Origin of the sequence: Ensifer adhaerens, assembly GCF_013283195.1 — a bacterium.
GTDB classification, from domain to species: domain Bacteria; phylum Pseudomonadota; class Alphaproteobacteria; order Rhizobiales; family Rhizobiaceae; genus Ensifer; species Ensifer adhaerens_G.
Window position 1 is genome coordinate 50,684 of sequence record NZ_JABEKT010000005.1, and the last position, 20,701, is coordinate 71,384.

21 protein-coding genes and 1 pseudogene are annotated in these 20,701 nt (G+C 63.2%); 13 read left to right on the top strand and 9 right to left on the bottom strand.

Features of this window, described 5'->3' with window-relative positions; all coding sequences use genetic code 11:
- Both LPJGGPFB_RS29505 and LPJGGPFB_RS29510 read left to right on the top strand, forming a co-directional pair.
- Nucleotides 1-134, top strand: a pseudogene (locus LPJGGPFB_RS29505) (electron transfer flavoprotein subunit alpha/FixB family protein); the annotation flags it as partial.
- A 157-nt stretch (nucleotides 135-291) separates the two neighbouring features.
- Nucleotides 292-1,164, top strand: coding sequence for a 3-hydroxybutyryl-CoA dehydrogenase (locus LPJGGPFB_RS29510; protein WP_173423506.1), 873 nt, complete (start codon nucleotides 292-294; stop codon nucleotides 1,162-1,164).
- 74 nt (nucleotides 1,165-1,238) lie between these two features.
- On the opposite strand, the gene tlpA is transcribed toward LPJGGPFB_RS29510, so the two are convergent.
- Nucleotides 1,239-1,910 carry a thiol:disulfide interchange protein TlpA gene (gene tlpA / locus LPJGGPFB_RS29515; RefSeq protein ID WP_173423507.1) on the bottom strand — a complete coding sequence of 224 codons (672 nt, stop codon included), beginning with the start codon at nucleotides 1,908-1,910 and terminating at the stop codon, nucleotides 1,239-1,241.
- Nucleotides 1,911-1,936: 26 nt separating this feature from the next.
- On the opposite strand from tlpA, the gene argH reads away from it, so the two are divergent.
- The 4 genes from argH (at nucleotide 1,937) to LPJGGPFB_RS29535 (ending at nucleotide 7,744) form a co-directional block, all read left to right on the top strand.
- Nucleotides 1,937-3,340 (top strand): argininosuccinate lyase, encoded by a 1,404-nt coding sequence (gene argH / locus LPJGGPFB_RS29520; protein ID WP_173423508.1) that lies wholly within the window; start codon nucleotides 1,937-1,939, stop codon nucleotides 3,338-3,340.
- A 150-nt stretch (nucleotides 3,341-3,490) separates the two neighbouring features.
- Nucleotides 3,491-3,685 carry an LPS translocon maturation chaperone LptM gene (lptM, locus tag LPJGGPFB_RS29525; RefSeq protein ID WP_077501004.1) on the top strand — a complete coding sequence of 65 codons (195 nt, stop codon included), beginning with the start codon at nucleotides 3,491-3,493 and terminating at the stop codon, nucleotides 3,683-3,685.
- A gap of 15 nt (nucleotides 3,686-3,700) precedes the next feature.
- A complete protein-coding gene (lysA, locus tag LPJGGPFB_RS29530; protein ID WP_173423509.1) occupies nucleotides 3,701-4,969 on the top strand; it encodes a diaminopimelate decarboxylase in 1,269 nt (422 codons plus the stop codon).
- Nucleotides 4,970-5,122: 153 nt separating this feature from the next.
- A complete protein-coding gene (locus tag LPJGGPFB_RS29535; protein WP_173423510.1) occupies nucleotides 5,123-7,744 on the top strand; it encodes a TIGR02302 family protein in 2,622 nt (873 codons plus the stop codon).
- A gap of 128 nt (nucleotides 7,745-7,872) precedes the next feature.
- On the opposite strand, the gene LPJGGPFB_RS29540 is transcribed toward LPJGGPFB_RS29535, so the two are convergent.
- From LPJGGPFB_RS29540 to LPJGGPFB_RS29550, 3 genes are all read right to left on the bottom strand, one after another.
- Nucleotides 7,873-8,232, bottom strand: coding sequence for a response regulator (locus tag LPJGGPFB_RS29540; protein WP_173423511.1), 360 nt, complete (start codon nucleotides 8,230-8,232; stop codon nucleotides 7,873-7,875).
- Between the two features lie 293 nt (nucleotides 8,233-8,525).
- Nucleotides 8,526-9,071: a hypoxanthine phosphoribosyltransferase gene (hpt, locus tag LPJGGPFB_RS29545; RefSeq protein WP_173423512.1), complete on the bottom strand. Its 546-nt coding sequence runs from the start codon at nucleotides 9,069-9,071 to the stop codon at nucleotides 8,526-8,528.
- A 63-nt stretch (nucleotides 9,072-9,134) separates the two neighbouring features.
- Nucleotides 9,135-9,800, bottom strand: coding sequence for a hypothetical protein (locus LPJGGPFB_RS29550; protein WP_173423513.1), 666 nt, complete (start codon nucleotides 9,798-9,800; stop codon nucleotides 9,135-9,137).
- Between the two features lie 294 nt (nucleotides 9,801-10,094).
- On the opposite strand from LPJGGPFB_RS29550, the gene ftsE reads away from it, so the two are divergent.
- From ftsE to LPJGGPFB_RS29570, 4 genes are all read left to right on the top strand, one after another.
- Nucleotides 10,095-10,754: a cell division ATP-binding protein FtsE gene (ftsE, locus tag LPJGGPFB_RS29555; protein ID WP_173423514.1), complete on the top strand. Its 660-nt coding sequence runs from the start codon at nucleotides 10,095-10,097 to the stop codon at nucleotides 10,752-10,754.
- A 70-nt stretch (nucleotides 10,755-10,824) separates the two neighbouring features.
- Entirely contained in the window at nucleotides 10,825-11,772 is a 948-nt protein-coding gene (locus tag LPJGGPFB_RS29560) for a cell division protein FtsX (protein ID WP_412728434.1), read from the top strand.
- 96 nt (nucleotides 11,773-11,868) lie between these two features.
- Nucleotides 11,869-12,567 (top strand): YdcF family protein, encoded by a 699-nt coding sequence (locus LPJGGPFB_RS29565; protein WP_173423797.1) that lies wholly within the window; start codon nucleotides 11,869-11,871, stop codon nucleotides 12,565-12,567.
- A gap of 125 nt (nucleotides 12,568-12,692) precedes the next feature.
- Nucleotides 12,693-13,484, top strand: a complete 792-nt coding sequence (locus LPJGGPFB_RS29570) for a lysophospholipid acyltransferase family protein (protein WP_173423516.1) — start codon at nucleotides 12,693-12,695, stop codon at nucleotides 13,482-13,484.
- Here LPJGGPFB_RS29570 and LPJGGPFB_RS29575 read toward each other — a convergent pair.
- Complete coding sequence (locus tag LPJGGPFB_RS29575) at nucleotides 13,481-14,044, bottom strand: gamma-glutamylcyclotransferase (protein WP_173423517.1); 564 nt, start codon at nucleotides 14,042-14,044, stop codon at nucleotides 13,481-13,483. The genes LPJGGPFB_RS29570 and LPJGGPFB_RS29575 overlap by 4 nt on opposite strands.
- A gap of 194 nt (nucleotides 14,045-14,238) precedes the next feature.
- Between LPJGGPFB_RS29575 and LPJGGPFB_RS29580 the strand changes: the two genes are divergently transcribed.
- Complete coding sequence (locus LPJGGPFB_RS29580; RefSeq protein ID WP_173423518.1) at nucleotides 14,239-15,252, top strand: DUF2125 domain-containing protein; 1,014 nt, start codon at nucleotides 14,239-14,241, stop codon at nucleotides 15,250-15,252.
- A 101-nt stretch (nucleotides 15,253-15,353) separates the two neighbouring features.
- Here LPJGGPFB_RS29580 and LPJGGPFB_RS29585 read toward each other — a convergent pair whose 3' ends face one another.
- The 3 genes from LPJGGPFB_RS29585 to LPJGGPFB_RS29595 form a co-directional block, all read right to left on the bottom strand.
- Nucleotides 15,354-16,280 carry a prephenate/arogenate dehydrogenase family protein gene (locus tag LPJGGPFB_RS29585; protein ID WP_173423519.1) on the bottom strand — a complete coding sequence of 309 codons (927 nt, stop codon included), beginning with the start codon at nucleotides 16,278-16,280 and terminating at the stop codon, nucleotides 15,354-15,356.
- Nucleotides 16,277-17,383, bottom strand: coding sequence for a histidinol-phosphate transaminase (gene hisC, locus LPJGGPFB_RS29590; RefSeq protein WP_173423520.1), 1,107 nt, complete (start codon nucleotides 17,381-17,383; stop codon nucleotides 16,277-16,279). Before hisC ends, LPJGGPFB_RS29585 begins: the two co-directional genes overlap by 4 nt.
- A gap of 91 nt (nucleotides 17,384-17,474) precedes the next feature.
- Entirely contained in the window at nucleotides 17,475-18,239 is a 765-nt protein-coding gene (locus LPJGGPFB_RS29595) for a class I SAM-dependent methyltransferase (protein ID WP_139353875.1), read from the bottom strand.
- Nucleotides 18,240-18,410: 171 nt separating this feature from the next.
- Here LPJGGPFB_RS29595 and gloB point away from each other — a divergent pair, with 171 nt between their 5' ends.
- Both gloB and LPJGGPFB_RS29605 read left to right on the top strand, forming a co-directional pair.
- Nucleotides 18,411-19,181 (top strand): hydroxyacylglutathione hydrolase, encoded by a 771-nt coding sequence (gene gloB, locus LPJGGPFB_RS29600; RefSeq protein WP_173423521.1) that lies wholly within the window; start codon nucleotides 18,411-18,413, stop codon nucleotides 19,179-19,181.
- Entirely contained in the window at nucleotides 19,181-19,624 is a 444-nt protein-coding gene (locus LPJGGPFB_RS29605; RefSeq protein WP_173423522.1) for a cupin domain-containing protein, read from the top strand. Before gloB ends, LPJGGPFB_RS29605 begins: the two co-directional genes overlap by 1 nt.
- A 119-nt stretch (nucleotides 19,625-19,743) precedes the next feature.
- On the opposite strand, the gene yddG is transcribed toward LPJGGPFB_RS29605, so the two are convergent.
- On the bottom strand, nucleotides 19,744-20,634 hold the full coding sequence (yddG, locus tag LPJGGPFB_RS29610; RefSeq protein WP_173423523.1) for an aromatic amino acid exporter YddG: 891 nt from the start codon (nucleotides 20,632-20,634) through the stop codon (nucleotides 19,744-19,746).
- Nucleotides 20,635-20,701 lie beyond the last annotated feature (67 nt).

Here is a 20,701-nt window from a genome sequence, read left to right on the forward strand (position 1 = left end):
TGGCCGGCATGAAGGACAGTAAGGTCATCGTCGCCATCAACAAGGACGAGGAGGCACCGATCTTCCAGGTCGCCGACTACGGCCTCGTTGCAGACCTGTTCGAAGCTCTGCCGGAGCTTGCAAAGGCGCTGTAACCATTCGCCAACCGCACGGCCTGAGCCTCAAGGAAAAGGGCTGGCAAAAGCGCGGACTTGGCATTAACAATCTACCGGGCCGGCCAGACCGGCCCGGTATTTTCGTATATGACGGCGGCACGGCCGCCAAAATTCTTGAAGATGGATGTTCGCCGCGATGATCAAGACGGTCGGAGTTATTGGTGCCGGGCAAATGGGCTGCGGCATTGCGCATGTTTCGGCCATGGCCGGATACAAGGTGCAGATCTACGATCTTGCCGCTGACCGCATCGAGGCGGGCCTTGCCACCGTCAACGGCAACCTTGCTCGTCAGGTGTCGTCCGGCAAAATGACCGACGAGGCCCGCAAGGCAGCACTTGCGCTGATCAAGGGTTCGTCCGACATCAACGACCTCTCGCAGGTGGACCTCGTCATCGAGGCGGTCACCGAAGACGAAACCATCAAGCGCAAGATCTACGGCCAGGTATGTCCTGTCATGAAGCCGGAAGCGCTGCTTGCGACCAACACCTCGTCGCTGTCGATCACCCGCCTGGCATCGGCCACCGATCGTCCGGAAAAGTTCATGGGCATCCATTTCATGAACCCGGTTCCGGTCATGAAGCTGGTCGAGCTCGTGCGCGGCATCGCCACCGACGAAGGCACATTCAAGGCCGCCAAGGAATTCGTCGGCACGCTCGACAAGACCGTGACCGTCGCCGAAGATTTCCCGGCCTTCATCGTCAACCGCATCCTGCTGCCGATGATCAACGAAGCGATCTACACGCTCTACGAAGGCGTCGGTACGGTCGAGGCGATCGATACCGCCATGAAGCTCGGCGCCAACCATCCGATGGGCCCACTGCAGCTTGCCGACTTCATCGGCCTCGACACCTGCCTGTCAATCATGCAGGTGCTGCACGACGGCCTGGCGGACTCCAAGTACCGCCCCTGCCCGCTGCTGGTCAAATACGTCGAGGCCGGCTGGCTCGGCCGCAAGTCCGGTCGCGGCTTCTACGACTACCGTGGCGACGTCCCGGTGCCGACCCGCTAATCGACCCAATTCAGAAATTCCAAGCCCGGCGAAATGCCGGGCTTTTCAGTTGTCGGAGAGTGATAGCCCGGCGATCAGCTGCCGGCGGCGGGCGCGATTGCCGCGCCGATCAGCGCCTTGGCGTCGTCGCTGTCCCACGCGGCCGGGCCATTCATAGAACCGATCAGGCATCCCTTGTCGTCCAGCAGCAACGTTGCTGGCAGGCCGAAGGCAAGACCTTCCTTCTTCAGATTGTTGAAGACGCCCATCGACGCATCGCGATAGTAGCGAAGGTCATGGACTGCGGTCTCGTTGAGGAAGGCCTTCGGCTTTTCGTCGTCGCCGACATCGATGTTGATGGCGACCACCTCGAACTTGTCGCTGCCGAGAGACTTCTGCAGCGCATTCAGCGCTGGCATCTCCTCGCGGCAGGGTCCGCACCAGGTGGCCCAGAGATTGACAAGCAGGGTCTTGCCGGCAAAGGCTGAAACCGTCGTCGGCTTGCCCTCAGGATCGTTGAAATCGAGCGCGATCGGGCGCGGCGACGCGGCCGGCGACATCGCGGCCACCTGCCCCTTCATGAACGGTGTCAGCGAGGTTACCTTTTCGCCGGTCAAGGGGCATACGGCAGCCGCCGTTTCGGTCGTCTCGGCATTGCCAGACCCCGTCTCCTTCACGTATACCGCAGCCGCACCGACGATCACGCCGAACACGGCGGCGAGCGCGAACAATTTCACGGCCGGGGGGGATTTCTTCTGGTCGGACATTTCATTCTCCAAGGCGGGCATTCTTCATGGCTGACGGCAATTCCGAGACGAAATCCTCCAACCAGATGTGGGGCGGTCGCTTCGCCTCGGGTCCGGACGCGATCATGGAGGAGATAAATGCCTCGATCGGCTTCGACAAGAAGCTCTATGGCCAAGACATCCGCGGCTCAATAGCGCATGCGACCATGCTTGCGCATCAAGGCATCATTTCGGCTGAGGACAAAGACAAGATCGTTCACGGTCTCAACACGATCCTGTCAGAGATCGAAAGCGGCCAGTTCGAGTTCTCGCGCCGCCTCGAAGACATCCACATGAACATCGAGGCGCGGCTTGCGACCCTGATCGGGCCGGCCGCCGGCCGGCTGCACACCGCCCGCTCGCGCAACGACCAAGTTGCGCTCGACTTCCGCCTCTGGGTCAAGGAAGAGCTGCAGCGGACCGAAAAGGCCCTGACCGGCCTGATCGCCGCCTTCCTCGACCGCGCCGAGGAACATGCCGAGACCGTCATGCCCGGCTTCACCCATCTGCAGACGGCCCAGCCCGTCACCTTCGGCCATCACTGCATGGCCTATGTCGAAATGATCGGCCGCGACCGCACGCGCGTGCGCCACGCCATCGAGCATATGGACGAAAGCCCGATTGGTGCCGCCGCCCTTGCCGGCACCGGCTTCCCGATCGATCGCCACATGACCGCCAGCGCCCTTGGCTTCGCCGGCCCGACCCGCAACTCGATCGATACGGTTTCCGACCGCGATTTCGCGCTCGAATTCCTGTCGATCGCGGCGATCGCCGCCACCCACCTGTCGCGCCTGGCCGAAGAGATCGTCATCTGGTCGACGCCGCAGTTCGGCTTCATCCGCCTGTCCGATGCGTTTTCGACCGGCTCGTCGATCATGCCACAGAAGAAGAACCCGGACGCTGCCGAACTGGTGCGCGCCAAGACCGGCCGCATCAACGGTTCGCTGATCGCCCTTCTGACCGTCATGAAGGGCCTGCCGCTCGCCTACTCCAAGGACATGCAGGAAGACAAGGAACAGGTCTTCGACGCCGCCGAGAGCCTCGAACTCGCCGTTGCCGCGATGACCGGCATGGTGCGTGACATGACCATCCGCGCCGACCGGATGAAGGCGGCTGCCGGCTCTGGCTATTCGACTGCGACCGACCTTGCCGACTGGCTGGTGCGCGAAGCGGGCCTGCCCTTCCGCGATGCCCACCACGTCACCGGCCGTGCCGTAGCCCTTGCCGAGCAGAAGACCTGCGACCTCGCCGATCTCACGCTCGAAGACCTGCAGTCGATCCATCCCCAGATCACCGCAAAGGTGTTCGATGTGTTGACTGTCGAGGCCTCGGTTGCCAGCCGCACCTCCTTCGGCGGCACGGCTCCGAACGAGGTTCGCAAGCAGATCGCCTGGTGGCGCGCCCGCAACTGATGCTTGTCTCCCGAAACTGCCCGTCAGTTTCGGGGCAACGGCCTGCCTCGACACAAGCGCCTGAAACAGGTCGCAGAATCAGGGTGCACAAGCGCCGGAAAAATCGATAAGACATCGCACCAGCATCAGTCTCCGCGAAGGAAAATCACGATGACATTCACGAAGGCGGCCCGGTTTGCGCTTCTTCTGGCGATCCCCGGGCTGGTTCTTGCCGGTTGTGGACGCAAGGGCGACCTCGACCGACCCGGCTCGACGGCACCGATCAACACCTTGACCCCTGCCGGAACCGTCGAAAAGAAAGAACAGGCAGACGACCGCCGTTTCCTGCTCGATCCCCTCCTCTAAGCCGAGCCACGCCCCGTGAATCATTTCGAATACCGCGACGGAATCCTCTACGCCGAAGACGTGCCGGTGACCGACATCGCCCGCGCCGTCGGAACGCCCTTCTACTGTTATTCGACCGCAACGCTCGAGCGGCACTACAAGGTCTTCTCCAAGGCCTTTGCCGACGTCGATGCGATGGTCTGCTATGCCATGAAGGCCAATTCCAACCAGGCGGTGCTGAAGACGCTTGCGCGCCTGGGCGCCGGCGTCGACGTCGTGTCGGGCGGTGAACTGCGCCGCGCGCTGGCCGCCGGCATTCCGGCATCCCGCATTATGTTTTCGGGTGTCGGCAAGACGCCGCAGGAAATGGATCTTGCGCTCGAAGCCGGCATCTACTGCTTCAATGTCGAGTCCGAGCCGGAACTCGAGGTCCTGAACCAGCGCGCCGTTCGCGCCGGCAAGCGTGCCCACGTGTCCTTCCGCATCAACCCGGATGTCGACGCGCGCACCCACTCGAAGATCTCGACCGGCAAGAAGGAAAACAAGTTCGGCATTTCGTGGGAGCGCGCCCGCGCGGTCTACGCCCATGCCGCAACGCTGCCGGGCATTCAGGTCACCGGTATCGACATGCATATCGGTAGCCAGATCACCGAGCTGCAGCCCTTCGATGACGCCTTCAAGCTCTTGCGCGAGCTGGTCGACACGCTGCGCAGCGACGGCCATGCGATCGATCACGTCGACATCGGCGGCGGTCTCGGCATTCCTTACAAGGAAGACAACAATCCGCCGCCGCTGCCCGACGCCTACGCCGATATCGTCAAGAACCAGCTGCAATCGCTCGGCTGCAAGATCGTCACCGAGCCGGGCCGGCTGATCGTCGGCAATGCCGGCATCCTCGTGACCGAAGTCATCTACGTCAAGGATGGCGGCGACAAGACTTTCGTCATCGTCGACGGTGCCATGAACGACCTGATCCGCCCAACGCTCTATGAAGCCTATCACGAGATCAGACCGGTCCGCATCTCGGCCGCCAACGCGCCCCGCATCAAGGCTGATGTCGTCGGCCCGGTGTGCGAGACCGGCGATTATCTGGCGCTCGACCGCGAAATGGCCATGCCGAAGCCGGGCGATCTCTTCGCCATCAGCTCGGCAGGCGCCTATGGCGCCGTCCAGGCCAGCACTTACAACAGCCGGCTTCTGATCCCGGAAGTGCTGGTCAAGGGCGACCGCTTCCACGTGATTCGGCCGCGCCAGAGCTATGACGACCTGATCGGGCTCGATTCCGTCCCGGACTGGCTCGACTGACCAATCATCGGATCGAACGATGATCTGTGGATCGCCCGCCCGGGCGATCACGATTTTGTTGTCACCCTCGTCTTCGCCACAAACGATGTTATCCTGAACCTTCAATAGGTCGGTCACGAACGGTCATGAACGGCCGAAAGGGAACTTGGGCGGATGACGCAATTCCGGCAGGATGAAACGCCACAACCGAAGTCGTTTGCCAGGACGCTGGCACTGAAGAGATTTGTCGCGCGGGCGGTCCTGATCGCCGAGCAGGTTTTGCCGCGCGCCCTCGTTCCCGCTTCGATCGTCCTTTTGTTTCTGTCGGCTGCCTGGCTCGGCCTCTTCCGCATCGCTCCGCTTTGGCTGCATGCCAGCCTGCTCCTAGGCTTTCTCGTCGCCTTCGTCGCTTCGCTCGTCCCGCTGACCCGGTTGCGATTGCCTGGCAATGTCGATGCCGACCGCATGCTGGAGGAGCGCAACGACCTGCCGCACCAGGCGATCCGCGTCCAGGATGACATGCCGGCAACCGGCGGCGCTTTCGGCCAGGCGCTGTGGCGCGAACACCAGACGCGCATGGCGGGCATGATCCGCGCACTCGACACAGGGCTGCCGCGTCCCGACATTGCCCGCCACGACCCCTTCGCGCTGCGCGCCCTGCCGGTGCTGATCGCCTGCGTCGCTTTCGCCTATTCCTATTCCAACCGGGCAGGGCTGCTCTCGGACGCCTTCCACCTGCCGCAGCCTGCAAGCGAAGTCGCCGACATAAGGGTCGACGCCTGGGTGACGCCGCCCGCCTACACCGGACGCGCACCCGTCTTCCTCACCGGCCGCCAGGGCGTCACTTCCCAGGCCGACGAAACGGCTGCAATCACCATTCCGCAATTCAGCGACCTGACCGTGCGCGTCACCGGAGCCGGGGTGGAAGAGACCGTCCGCTACTCCGAGAACGGAACGGCAGAGCCGATCGTCATCCCGACCGCCGGTGAAAAACCGGACGAAAAGACTGCATCTGCAGAACCCGTCGCACAGACGGCGCCCGACAATAAGACGGTTCGCAATCACCTCTACAAGATCGTCAAGGACGGTGAGCTTTCCGTCGGGGGTCAGAAGTGGACGTTCAAGATAACCCCTGACAGCGTGCCGCAGATCGCCTTCGACGGGGTGCCGAAGCCGACGCCCAACGCGTCGCTCGACATCACGTTCCTCGCATCCGACGACTATGGGATCGCGCAGGCCTGGGCCGAGATCAAGCCGCTGGATGAGCCTGTGAAGGACGCACGGCCGCTCTATCCGCTTCCCGAATACCGGCTCGATCTGCCGCGCCGCAATGCCCGCGAGGCCAAGGGCACGACCAGCCGCAACCTCAGCGAACATCCGCTCGCCGGCAAGCGCGTTCGCATCACGCTCGTTGCCCGCGATGCCGCCGGACAAGAAGGTCGCAGTGTGCCGCAGGACATGATCCTGCCGGCACGGCAATTCTTCAACCCCTTGGCAGGCTCCGTCGCTGAGCAGCGCCAGGTCTTCGCCCTCAACGCGAACGACCTGCCGCGGGCGATCGACCTCAATGACGCGATCGCCAGTTTCGCCGAGGAAACGATCCCCAATCTTACCCATTTCCTGCTGTTGAAATCGGCCCGCTCGCGCATGGCCCTGGCCCACAACGACGACATGCTGCGCGATGCGGTCAAACATCTCTGGGAAATCGCGCTTGGCATCGAAGACGGCGATCTGTCGCTTGCCGACCGTCGCCTGCGTGATGCACAGCAGGCGCTCTCGGATGCGCTCGAGCGCAATGCGCCCGACGAGGAAATCGCCAAGCTGATGAAGGAACTGCGCGAAGCGATGCAGGAGTACATGCAGGCGCTTGCCAAGGAAGCGGCGAAAAACCCGCGCATGGCTGCCAATCCGGATCAAAACAATGTTCTGCGCCAGCAGGATCTGGAAAAGATGATGAACCAGATCGAGAACCTGGCGCGCTCGGGCGCGCGCGATCAGGCCCGCCAGATGTTGTCCGAACTACAGCGGATGATGAACAATCTGCAGGCCGGCCGCGGCCAGCAACAGCAGGGCGAACAGAACAGCGCCATGCGCCAGCAGATGGACAAGCTCGGACAGCTGATGCAGGAGCAGCAGCGACTGATGGACGAGACGTTCAAGCTCGACCAGGCGCAGCGCGACCGCATGCAGCGCGGTGACCCGCTGCAGGGCGAAGACAACGAGCTCTACGGCCAGGACATGCCACAGGATCCGGGCCAGCGCGGTGACGAAAACGGCGAGCCAAACCCGCTTGACGACATGACGGCCGAGCAACTGAAAGAAGCGCTGAAGCAGCTGAAGCAGCAGCAGGACGCACTGGGCAAGCAGCTCGGTGAACTGCAGAAAGGGCTGGAAAGCCTCGGCATCAAGCCGGGCAAGGGTTTCGGCGACGCCAAGCGCGAAATGGACGGCGCCTCCGGGTCTCTCGGCAAGGGCCAGGGCGAACCGGCCGTCGGCAGCCAGGGCCGCGCACTGCAGGCGTTGCGCGAAGGCGCCCAGGACATGATGAACCAGATGCAGGCCCAGGGACAGGGACCGGGTCAGGGCGTGCCACAATATGGGCAGAACGGCCGCGATCCGCTCGGCCGGCGCCAACAGAATGCCGGTCCTGACTTCGGCGACCAGGTCAAGGTGCCGGATGAAATCGATACCCAGCGGGCGCGCGAGATTCTCGACGAGATCCGCCGCCGGCTCGGCAACACCCTGTCGCCGGAAGCCGAGCGGCAGTACCTCGAGCGATTGCTCGACATGCGCTGACCCTCGGTCAGAAGTACAGCCGGAAACGACAACGCCCTTGGCTCGGAACCGCGCCAAGGGCGTCTTCAATTTGTAAGAGCGTCAGACCGCCAAGGCACTGCCCGCATTCGGGCCGCGGGACAGAGACGTCAGGCAGCCAGCGCTTGTGCCACGGCCTTGCGGATATCTGGCAGAGAAAAGGGCTTGGAGATGACGTCGACGATCTTGTCGGCGAGATCGTCGGCTCGTTCGCGTTGCTCGGCATAGCCGGTCATCAGCAGGATCTTCATCGCCGGAAAGGCGGCGGACGCCTGGTGGGTCAACTCGATACCGTCCATCACAGGCATGCGGATGTCCGAAAGAAGCAGATCGAAATTCTCGGTCTGCAGGCAGGCAAGTCCGTCTGCGCCGTCTCCAGCCTCCACGGTCTCATGCCCATCGAGCCTCAGGGCTCGCGCGACGAACGAGCGCAATGCATCCTCGTCCTCGGTAATCAGGATCTTCGCCATCATGGCCTCCCGCGTTCGCTGCGACGGCACGGCTCTATCGCGGAGAGACCGGCCCATTCCAATGGATACGGCAACGCTCACGAGAAATGTGACGGCAGGCCGCAGCGGCGCGCAAGACCCTTGAGGGGACGAAGCGCGACACCCCCCCAAACAACCAGCTTTTTCTTTGTGTTCGGTAAACGCCGGGCGGCTGGATTTCGGAATGTCGGATCGGCAGGCCCGGTTCCGGGCGATCCCGGAGGTCGTTGCAGCGCCACGGTCGCAAATGCCGCAGCGCTGCCTACGCTCGCCTTTTACTCGGCGTCGCCGGTGACAACACCCACGAAAGGCAATTCGCGGAACGCGTAGGCCACGTCCATGCCGTAGCCGACGACGAAATGGTCAGGGCATTCGAAGCCGACATAATCAGCCTCAAGCTCGACCTTGCGCTTGACGCGCTTGTCGAGCAGCACGGCGATCGTGACGTTGCGCGCGCCGCGCTCGAACATCAGTTCCTTGGCAAAGCGCAGGGTGCGGCCGGACTCGAGAATATCGTCGATCAGAAGCACGTCGCGGCCATGCACGTCGCTGTCGATGTCCTTGATGATCTTCACGCCCTGGGAGACCGTGCCAAGCCCGTAGCTCGACAGCGTGATGAACTCGACCTCAGGTGCAAGCCCGGTGTTGTGCATGGCACGGATCAGGTCTGCAGCGAAGATGAACGAGCCCTTCAACACCGCGATCACCAGCAGATCCTTGTGGGGACCTTCGACGATCATGTCGGCAAGCTCGGTGTTGCGTGCGGCGATCGTTTCTGCCGTGTAAAGGGGCTCGATATTCTTTCCGCGAACGACGGGCATGCGGTTTCTCCAGCGTTTCTTCCGGAAGACCAGCGCCTTCCCTTTCGCGCCCGCTTAGCACAATCAGCGCGCGGAGACACCGTTTTCGGCGAAGGAAACCTTCACTTCCGGCATTTTTCCACCTGCATATGGGAGCCTGGTCACGAAGCGGCGGCTCTCGCCGGGCGCAATGGCAGCGCCCTCCGGCATCAGTCGCGTCGCCGTAACCTTGCGGCCGTTGCTGACAATATCCACCACGATCAACGGCAAGCGCTGCAGGTCGGAGGAGAAATTGTCGATGGAGCCGTAGACGGAAAGCACCCTCATGCCGCCGGAATAATCGAGCGAGGTGGTGATGTCGGAGATGGCGAGCGGATCGCGCGCAACCCCGCCACCGGTCGAAAGCGCGATAATGCCCGCAAAGACCGCAAGCGCGAAACCGGCGACAAGCCCTGCAAACTGGCGGGCCGGCATGGCGCGCAGCCGCGCCTCGGCGAAGGACAGCAGACGCCTTGCCGCGGTCTGCTCGTCGCGAACGACCGTCAGGATCGGGGCATCGCGTCGGGTCTGCTTGTTGTCGTTGAAAACCGGATAGGGATTGCGACGGGCCGTCGTTGAAACCGTCTCGAACTCTGCCTCGATGTAGTCGACGCGGCGCGCGGCGGTTGCAGGCTTTCGCCGGGCGCGGTCCGGCGGAAGCAGATCGGCATAGGCCTTGGCGCCAGCCGTTTTCGTGCGGAATGCCTGCATCGCTTTTCCTCCCGGATCGCCGACGGACGTACCATCAGTGCGAAACCATCGGGCAATGCGCCGATCCCGTGCGGTGCAAGAATCTGGGCATTGCATCAAATCTTTCCGACACGTAAACCAAAATGGTTAATGCTTCGGAAAGAGGTCGCGAAACCGGCGTCTTTTCATGAAAAATTAACCGCTGCTTAACCATGGTTCCGCTGGCGGTTTTGCCTTTCGTTGCTTGTCGTCCTATGCGCAGATGACCGGCCTTCAGCAAAACTGCATGGGTCGTGAGAGAGACTGGGCTACCCTTTGATTCATTTTGAGAACGTCGGATTGCGTTATGGTATGGGGCCGGAAATTCTTCGGGACCTGACCTTCGATATTCCGCGTCGGTCGTTCCAGTTCCTGACCGGCCCATCCGGCGCCGGCAAGACGACGCTTCTGCGCCTGCTCTTCCTCTCGTTGCAGCCGACGCGCGGCCTGATCCGCATGTTCGACCGCAACATTTCGACGATCCCGCGCGAAGAATTCCCGATGCTGCGCCGCCGCGTCGGTATCGTCTTCCAGGATTTCCGCCTGCTCGACCACCTCACCACCTACGAAAACGTCGCCCTCCCCTTGCGCGTGCGCGGCAAGGACGAATCGAGCTACCGCGCCGACGTGCTGGAACTGCTGAAATGGGTCGGTCTTGGCGAACGTATCAATGTGTTGCCGCCGGTGCTGTCGGGCGGTGAGAAGCAGCGCGCCGCCATCGCCCGGGCGCTGATCGACCGCCCCGAAATCCTGCTCGCGGATGAGCCGACCGGCAACGTCGATCCGCCGATGGCCCGCCGTCTCCTCAACCTCTTCCTCGAACTCAACCGGCTCGGAACCGCCGTCGTCATCGCCACACACGATCTGTCGCTGATGGATCAGGTCGAGGCGCGGCGCATGATCCTTTCGCAAGGGCGGCTCGATATCTATGAGTGAGAGCCGCACCAAACGCACCCACGAGGTGCCGGAGCAACAGCCGGAACCGCAGCAGCCGCGCCGCACCGAGATGCGCGTGCGCCCGATGGGGCCCATTGTTCCCTCGACGAACGTCTCCGGCCACGCGCTGATGTGCGTCATCGCCATCATGTCGTTCCTCGCCTGCCTGACGCTCGGCGGCGTCAGCATGGTGCGGGCCACGGCACAAAGCTGGCAGAGCCAGATTTCCCGCGAGATCACCATCCAGATCAAGCCGGACGACAATCTCGACATGGAAAAGGCGCTGGCCGACGCGCGCGACCTGGCCCTGACCTTCAGTGGCGCGACCGGTGGCAACATCGTCGACCGGGCAGCCACCGCACGCCTGCTCGAACCCTGGCTTGGCGAGGGCCTCGACCTCGACGAATTGCCGGTTCCACGCCTTGTCATCATCACCATCGATGAAAACAACCCACCCGATTTCGCCGCCATGCGCAAGGCGCTGACCGAGATCATCCCCCAGGCCTTTCTCGACGATCACCGCACCTGGGTCGACCGGCTGGTGGCGATGGCCAACACCACCGCGATGATCGGCACCGGCGTGCTCGTCCTTGTCTTTTCGACCATGGTGCTGACCGTCATCTTCGCCACGCGCGGGGCTCTCTCCGGAAACCGCCATATCGTCGAAGTGCTGCATTTCGTCGGCGCCGAGGCCGGTTTTGTGGCGTCGGAATTCCAGAAACATTTCCTGAGGATAAGCCTCAAGGGGGCCGGTGCCGGCGGGCTGCTGGCGGCACTGTTCTTCGCGCTTGCCGGCTATTGGCAATCCCGCACCCTCGCAACCCCGGAAACCGATCAGGCGACAGCCCTCTTCGGCACGTTCACCATCGGTTACGGTGGGTATCTCGGCATTCTTGCCATCATGATCGTGATTGCGGTGTTGACGACGCTGACGGCGCGGCTCACGGTAACCCGCACGATCTATGAGATCGACCTGATCCGCTCCGACCCCGGACGTACGGATACCTACCAAAGCTGACGCCCCGATGTTTCGCCTTTATTCGATCCATGACTTGCCGCAATCTGGCGCTATCTGAAGAGAATCATGATGGCGCAAGGACTTCGCGGGAGCGGGATGGCCGGAGGAGGTAAATGGCAAGGCGGGGCCGAGCAGGAACGCCGACGCCGTGGTCCTTTGCGCAAAATTCTCCGCCGCACGTTCTTCGTTCTGCTTGTGCCGTTTGCGATCGTCGTCGCGGCCTTCCTCAATTTCGCCGACACTGTCGCCTCGCTGCAGCCTCCCGACAACCCGAAGGCAGAGGCGATCGTCGTCCTGACCGGCGGCTTCCAGCGCATCGACCAGGCGGTCGATCTGCTGAAGTCCGGGGCCGGCAAAAGGCTGCTGATTTCGGGCGTGCACCCGGCAACGACCGGCAGCCAAATCCGGCGCAACACCCAAAGCTCGGCGGATCTCTTCAAATGCTGCGTCGACATCGGTCACGAGGCAATCGACACGATCGGCAACGCCACCGAGGCCAGCCAGTGGATCAGCGACCGCGGCTACAAGCGCGTGCTCGTCGTGACCAACAATTACCATATGCCGCGTAGCTTGCTGGAGCTGCGTCGCGCTCGCCCTGAGACCGAATTCATCGCCTATCCCGTCGTCAATTCCGATCTCAAGACGACGAACTGGCTGCGCAATCCGATGGTGCTGAAATCGATCCTTCTGGAATTCGGCAAATATACCGTCGCCTCCGTGCGCGACATCGCTGGCGCTCGGCCGGCGAGCGGTTTGCGCACCGTTCCCTCGCGGGCGACACCGGCCGAAGAATAGACGTCGGCACGCTTCCATCAGCAAAGTGAGAACGAGCGGTTTTCCTTCGGCCTTTATTCGTGTACGCAGCGATCCACCGGTCCACGGGCCGGATGTAACTGAACTCGCCTCTCGAGAGCCTCCTGATGATCGTCCTGCGTTCGGTCCTTTTCAATCTGGTCTTCTACGTCAATCTGATCCTGCAGATGGTCGTCTTTACGCCGGCCTATTTTCTGGTGTCGCGAAAGACGGCCTGGTTCGTTCCGAAGAACTGGGCGCGCAGCAATCACTGGCTGTTCGAAAAGATGGTGGGCACGACCTTCGAGATCGAAGGTTTGGAGAACATTCCGAAAAGCGGCTACATCTTCGCGCCCAAGCACCAGTCGTTCTGGGACGTCTACGCGCTCCTGCCCTGGCTGAACGACCCCTTCTTCATCCTCAAGCGCGAGCTGACCTGGATCCCGCTCTTTGGCTGGTACATCCGCAAGCAGCGCATGGTGCCGGTGAACCGGGCTGCCCGTGGCCGCGCCATGACCGAGGTCATGGATCGTGCCAAGCAGGAAATGGCCTCCGGCCGCGAGCTGATCATCTATCCCGAGGGCACCCGGCGTCCGCCCGGCGCGCCGCCGCACTACAAGTATGGCATCGCCCGGCTCTATCGCGACCTGAATGTGCCTGTCGTGCCGGTCGCCATGCATCCCGGCCTGTTCTGGCCGCGCCGCAAGTTCTTGCGCTTCCCCGGTCATTTCAAGGTGCGCGTGCTGCCGCCGATCGAGGCCGGCCTCGATCCGGACGAATTCCTCGCCCGGCTGATCGACGTGACCGAGACGGCAAGCGACGAGCTTCTGCTCGAGACCGTCAGGGACAACCCGCATCTGCCGCTGCCGCCGACGGCAAAGCAGCGCCTCGCCGAGTTGAAGGCGATGGGCCGCAGCTAGATCGGCTGCGGCTGCGCTGCAGCCGGCGACTTCGCGTTCAGCGTCGCCACGACTTCTTCGAGCCAATGATCGCGAATGCCCATCTCTTTGAGGTGGGCAAGCGTGTTGAACACATATTCGCTGTTCGGGCCCGACTTTCCCGACGAGACGGCGACGATCGCCGCCGCTTCCGGGGCGCTGAGCGCACCGGCATATTGCACATGGGCGCGATCGATCACGTAGGCCAGCGCCGGGACGCGCCGCCCGTCGGCAAGCTGCACCGGCATCGTCTTCTCCTTGTAGACATGGGTGACGAGTTCGCGCTCGCGCAAATAGTCGACGACCGCGGTCTTGTCGCTGCCATCGACGCGAAAGGCCGTGCCGATACAGGAGCCGCCATAGTCGAGCCCGAGCACCAGTCCTGGCCGCTGCTGCGTGCCGCGATGGACCCACGAGCGCACGCACAACGCCCGGCGATAACCGAACGCCCGCGCCGTCGATCTTTCCTCGAACCGGAAGCCCGGGTTCCACATCAGCGACCCGTAGCCAAAGACCCAAAATTCGTCCATATCCACTGTCATTCAATCCGCGCTGTCTGCTCGTCGCCGAATCGTCGGCTCATCGGTGGCCAGCCATGTCGGTTTTTCTACGGCACAGCATCCCGGCACGGAAGAGACAAGTCGTCCCCGTGCATAGAATGAAAGATAATAAGCAGGATCGGCGGCGCCACCCGAAAGGCGGCCGCGGTCTCAAGTTTTGTGGAGTACGCGCTATCATGACCGCAACCGCAGTCGCCAATCCCTCGCCGGTCGCCCGCAAGTTCCGCTGGCTGATCGCCGGCATCGTAATCGTCTGTGCCGCCTACTCGGCCGGCTGGTTCGTCGTGGCCGACCGGGTCGAAAAGCGCCTGACGGCACACCTGGCAGACGGCCGGGCAAACGGGCTTGGCGGCGAATGCATCAACATGGATGTGCGCGGCTTCCCCTTCCGCATCGGCCTCTTCTGCGACAAGGTCAATCTCGACGACACTCGCCGCGGCGCCTCCGCCTCCTTCGGGGCGCTTCGCACGGCAGCCCAGGTGTACCAGCCCGGCCATGCGATCATCGAGCTCGACGGCCCGGCTGAACTGCGCGTGGCGCCCGACCTCAAAGTGTCGGCTGACTGGACGCTGCTGCATGCCAGCGTCCGCGCGACGCTCTCTGGGCTCGACCGCAGCTCGCTCACCTATGACAACCTGACCGGCACCGTGCGCCTTCCCGTGAGCGGCGACAGCTTCGGTTTCGGCGCAAGCCACGGCGAAGTGCATTTGCGCCGCAACGGCAACGACCTCGACGCAGCCTTGAGCGTCGACAAGCTCGACCTCCGCCCGGAAAACGGCGCGAGCTTCGCGCCGCCCGCCAACATCGCCGCCGACCTGACATTCGTCGACAAGGCAAGCTGGATGGGCTCGGGCATCCCGACGCCGGCCATGCTGCGCGGCAGCAAGGGGGAACTGCGCCAGATGACACTCGACCTCGGCTCCGGCATGAACGCCAAGCTGTCAGGTCCTTTCTCGGTCAACGACCAGGGGCTGATTTCCGGTGAACTTTCGCTGACGATGAGCAACATCGATGCCTGGCGGCAGAACCTCGTCACGCTCATCCCTGACGACGCGAACCTCGTCAACAACACCGCCAACATGCTGAAGGCCCTTGCCAACGGCAAGAACGAGGCGACGGTGAAGCTCAACGTGCGCGACGGCACCGCCTTCCTCGCCTTCATCCCGATCGGCGTGCTGCCGACGCTCTGATCAAGAGCGGCGCCTCCTGCGGCATTGACAGGAAGAGCAAGAATAGAAAAAGCCCGGGTCTTGGATCAAGTCCACCACCCGGGCTTTCTTGTGCGCAATGACTATTTCTGGTCCATCGCGTGGCGGCCGAAGTCGGGCATGGCCGTATCCTGGCCGGCCTGAATGATCGAGCGGCGGATCGCGCGGGTGCGGGTGAAGAGGTCGAACAGCTTGTCGCCGTCGCCCCAGCGGATTGCCCGCTGCAGATAGGCAAGGTCCTCGGAAAACCGCGACAGCATTTCCAGGATCGCATCCTTGTTGTGCAGGCAGACGTCGCGCCACATGGTCGGGTCGGATGCAGCAAGACGCGTGAAGTCGCGGAAACCGGACGCGGAATATTTGATGACTTCGGATTCGGTCACCGCCTCCAGATCGTCCGCCGTGCCGACGATGTTGTAGGCGATGATGTGCGGCAGGTGCGAGACGATCGCCAAGACCTTGTCGTGATGCTCGGCATCCATTTCCTCGACCATCGAGCCAAGCGTTTCCCAGAACCGCCGCAGCCGGGCGATCGCTTCCTCGTCCTGGCCGGCGGGCGGCGTCAGGATACACCAGCGGCCGCGGAATAGGCCAACGAAGCCGGCATCCGGGCCGGAGTGCTCGGTACCGGCAATCGGATGGCCCGGCACGAAATGGACCGTGTCGGGCAGATGCGGCGCCATCTGGGCGATGACCGAGCCCTTGGTCGAGCCGACATCGGTGACGATCGCACCCGGCTTCAGGTGGGCGGCGATTTCCTGAGCGACTGCACCCGACGCACCAACCGGCACCGAGACGATGACGAGATCGGCACCGCGCACCGCGTCGGCAGCCGACAGCGTATAGCGGTCGCCAAGCCCAAGCTCTTCGGCCCGCGCAAGCGTCGCCTCGCTGCGGGTGGAAATCACCAGGGTCCCGGCGAGCTGCTTCTCGCGGATTTCCCGGGCAATCGATGAGCCGATGAGGCCGATGCCAATAAGCGCGATCGTTTCAAACTGCTGTGTCATCATTTCCGTCCCATGAAATCTGTCAGTGCCGCGATCACGCCCTCATTGGCCTCCTGCGAGCCGATGGTCATGCGCAAGGCATTGGGAAAGCCGTAGGCTGCAACCGCGCGCAGGATGTAGCCGCGAGCGGTGAGGAACGTGTCCGCGTCGATCGCGCGCTTGCCGTCCTCGTCCGGGAAGTGGATGAGCACGAAGTTGGTCACCGATGGCGTCAGCGTGAGGCCGAGCGCCTCCAGCGCGCGGCTGACGTGCTCCAGCCAGGTCAGGTTATGGTCCACGGCTTTAGCGACGAAGGCCTGATCGCGCACGGCAGCGGCACCGGCTGCGATCGATACCGCACTGAGGTTGAACGGCCCGCGCACCCGGTCGACCGCGTCGATCACTTCCGGAGGCGCGTACATCCAGCCGATGCGCAGGCCGGCAAGCCCGTAAATCTTGGAGAAAGTGCGGGTCATGACGACGTTGCGGTTGGCCGACACCAGTTCGAGCCCGGCCGCATAATCGTTACGGCGAACATATTCGGCATAGGCAGCGTCGAGCACCAGAAGCACGCCCTCGGGCAGGCCCGCATGCAGGCGGCGGACTTCGTCGACCGGGATATAGGTGCCGGTCGGGTTCGCGGGATTGGCGAGGAAGACCATCTTGGTGCGCTCGGTCACGGCAGCGAGGATCGCGTCGACGTCGACCGTCGCATTCCGTTCCTTGACCGTAACGGGTATGCCGCCGGCGGCGGTGATCTGGATCTTGTAGACCAGGAACCCGTGCTCGGTGATAACGCCCTCGTCGCCGGGCGAAAGGTATGTGTGGCAGAGCAGGCCGAGCAATTCGTCGGAACCATTGCCGCACAGGATGTTGGCCGGGTTGAGGCCGTGCACGGCGCCGATCGCCTCGCGCAGCGCCCGCGCCTGGCCGTCGGGATAGCGCTCCAGGTTGAAGGCCGCCGCCTGGAAGGCTTCGATCGCGCTCGGGCTCGCGCCGAGCGGCGTCTCGTTGGAGGAAAGCTTGTGAACCTTGGCGACGCCGGGGGCATGCTCCTTGCCGGGCACATAGGCGGCAATATCCAGTATGCCGGGACGCGGCTGCGGGCTCTTGGAGGCAAGGCTCATCGGGTCAGCTTTCAAGGCAGGAAAGAAGGCCAAGCCAATACCGGCGCAATCGGGATTTGTCGAGGGTCGGCAGGCCCTGTGAGGGCAGCGATCACGACTGAGCGCGAGGCCGGTCCCGGGTGCTTGGGATACCCTGCGGGGCCAGCACCGGCACGAACACGCGGCGTGATGCGCGCGCAGCGACCGGCAGGCCCTGATAGAGCCGTTTCTGTGCCTCGACCACGATCACCCCTGAGAAGACAGGCCACAGCGACCGACCGAGCCGCTCGAAGCCGCGGCGCAAGCGCAGGATCATCTTCAGCTTCGATGGCGGGAAGAACAGCGCCTCCGCCGAGGCGCCGGGCGTAAAGTTCGTCTCACGCAGGAGCGCCGTCAGCTGGCTGCGCGAATAGGGCCGGCCGGAGCCGAAGGGCGTATGCTCCATGCGCGCCCAGACGCCGCGACGGTTGGGCACGACGATGACGAGCCGCCCACCCGGCGCCAACACCCGCCAGATCTCCTTCATCGTCTCGCGCGGGCTTTCGGCAAATTCCAGCGAATGCACCATCAGCACCCGGTCAATCGACGAATCGGGCAGCGGCAGCTCCTCGTCGAACACCAGCGCCGTCGAAGACAGCTCGGCAACCGGCCAGTTCACCGCGCCCTGCCCCGCCGGCATGAAGGCGAAGGTCCGCTCCGTGTCCTTCCGGAAGCGCTCGAGATAAGGCACGGCATAGCCGAGGCCGACGAGCCGCTCCTCCGGCAGCCGCGCCCAGACGGACGACAGCGCCATGGTCACGGACTGTTCCGCCATGCGGCCCAGTTCGGAGTGGTAGAATTCGCGGAGGTCGACGATATCGGTGTGCATGCGCAACATGTTAGCCTTGAAGCGGTAGACTTCAAGGCAAGCCTCGCTACATTCGACGGCAGTCCCAGCCGCGCCGCGCTCTTGTGAGCGTCAAAGCGCGCGGCCGCGTCAAACGCGCCGCATGATTTTCGTCGATCCGATCGAACATCATGCGGCGGAAACCCGATCGGAAGATTTGCCATGGCCGCACTCGAACTCGACCTTTTTCTTTGCCGTACCGACAATTTCGGGGTTCTCGTGCATGACCTCGCAAGCGGCGCCACGGCGTCGATCGATGCGCCTGAGGAGCAGCCGATCCTGGAGGCGCTGGAGCGGCGGGGCTGGACGCTCACCCACATCTTCACCACGCACCACCATGGAGACCACGTGGCCGCCAACGTCGCGCTCAAGGAGCGTTTCGGCGCCACCATCATCGGCCCGGCGGCGGAGGCGTCGAGTATCCCCGGCATCGATAAGAGCGTGCGTCACGGCGAGCGCTTCGACTTTGCCGGCCACCCGGTCGACGTCATCGAGACGCCTGGCCACACCGCCGGCCATATCTGTTTCCACCTCCCCGAAGACAAACTGCTCTTTGCCGCCGACACGCTGTTTGCGCTCGGTTGCGGCCGCCTGTTCGAGGGAACACCGGAGACGATGTGGCAATCGCTCAGCCGCCTTCTCGCCCTGCCCGACGACACAACCGTCTATTTCGGCCACGAATACACATTGTCGAACGCGCATTTCGCCGTGACCATCGATCCCGATAATGCCGAACTGAAGGCGCGTGCCGCCGAAATCGAGGAAACGCGTTGCGATGGCGGCTTTACCGCGCCGACGACCATCGGCCTTGAAAAGCGTACCAACCCGTTCCTGCGCGCCGCAGACCCGAAGATTCGTGCCCGTCTCGGCATGGAAGGCGCTGCCGACGCGGCTGTCTTTGCCGAGGTCCGCAAGCGCAAGGATAACTTCTGATGACGACCGACAACGAGCTGACACCCGCCGCCATCATCGAGATCCTCGGGCTGACCCGCCATCCCGAGGGCGGCTGGTATGTTCAGACCTTCCGAGACGGCAATGGCGGGCCGCGTGGCCACTCGACGGCGATCTACTACCTGTTGGAGCGCGGCGAACGCTCGCACTGGCATCGGGTGCGCGATGCAGCCGAGATCTGGCATCACTATGCTGGTGCGCCGCTGGAGCTCAGCATCGCAGCCGACGGCGCGCCGGCAACGGTGCTGCGCCTCGGTCCCGGCATTCTGGACGGCGAGCGCCCACAGGGGCTGGTGCCGCCCAACTGGTGGCAATCGGCCGTCTCGCTCGGCGACTGGACGTTGGTCGGCTGCACCGTGGCGCCGGGCTTCGATTTCTCGGTCTTCGAGATGGCGGCCCCCGACTGGGCACCGCCTGAGGCTTAAAGCGCGTCGCGATCTTTCAGATTCGCTTGGCGCGCTTTAAATTCTTGCTTTTGCGCATGTCGTTATCGCAAAACCGCGGCACACTTTTGCGCGACATGCTTTGATCCAACGAGCCCGTTTTACTCCGCCGGCTGCGCCGCCGCTCGCCCCTTGCGAAAGATCATGTCCTTGGCGGCCAGCACGGCACCACCGGTGACGAAGAGACATGCGGCGGCAATGCGCCACGATGGCTCGGCAAAACCGAACAGGATGAGGATCAACGTCGACAGAACCGGTGCTGCGTAGCTGGCAACGCCGAGCAGCTGGATATTGCCGTTCTTGACGCCGAAGTCCCAGGCATAAAAGGCAGCCCCCACCGGCAGCAGCCCGAGACCGGCAACCGCCAGCCACTCGAATGTCGTTGCCGGCCACACCGTCGTCTCCAGGCCGAGATGACACAGGAACGAGAGCAGCGACGTCGCCAGGCAAAAGCCGGTGACGACGTCGGTCGAGACCGCTTCGAAGCGGCGCGTCAGAAGCGAATAGCCTGACCACGTGAAGGCGCACAGCAACGCGGCGCCGTAGCCCATGAGATAGGCGTCGTCAAAGGCGATGCCGTTGCGGGCGATGATCATGATCGTACCCATCAGGCCCGAACACGCGCCAGCGACATGATACCAGCGCAGCCGCTCGCCCGGCAGAAGAGCTGAGCCGACAACGATCAATAGCGGCCAGAGATAGGCAATCAGGCCCGCCTCGACGGCCGGTGCGTTGCGAAGCGCGGTAAAGTAGAGAAAATGATAGCCGAAAAGACCGGCGATGCCGGTGATCCACACCTTGGCCGGCTGCTTCAGCAGCGCAAGGCGCTCTGGCTTCAGCGCGAGAACGATCAAACCCGGGATGCTGCCGATAAGGAAACAGATCGCCGACAACTGGAACGGCGGCATCTTGCCGGACGCTGCGGTAAACAGCGCCAGAAGCGACCACATCAAAATCGCGGTCGCACCGATCAACGTCGCCTTGAATTTCATGTCTTATCCCCTGTGCGGCTCCTTGGCGAAAGCCGGCGCGGATAAAATCACGACTCGCCGAAAAATG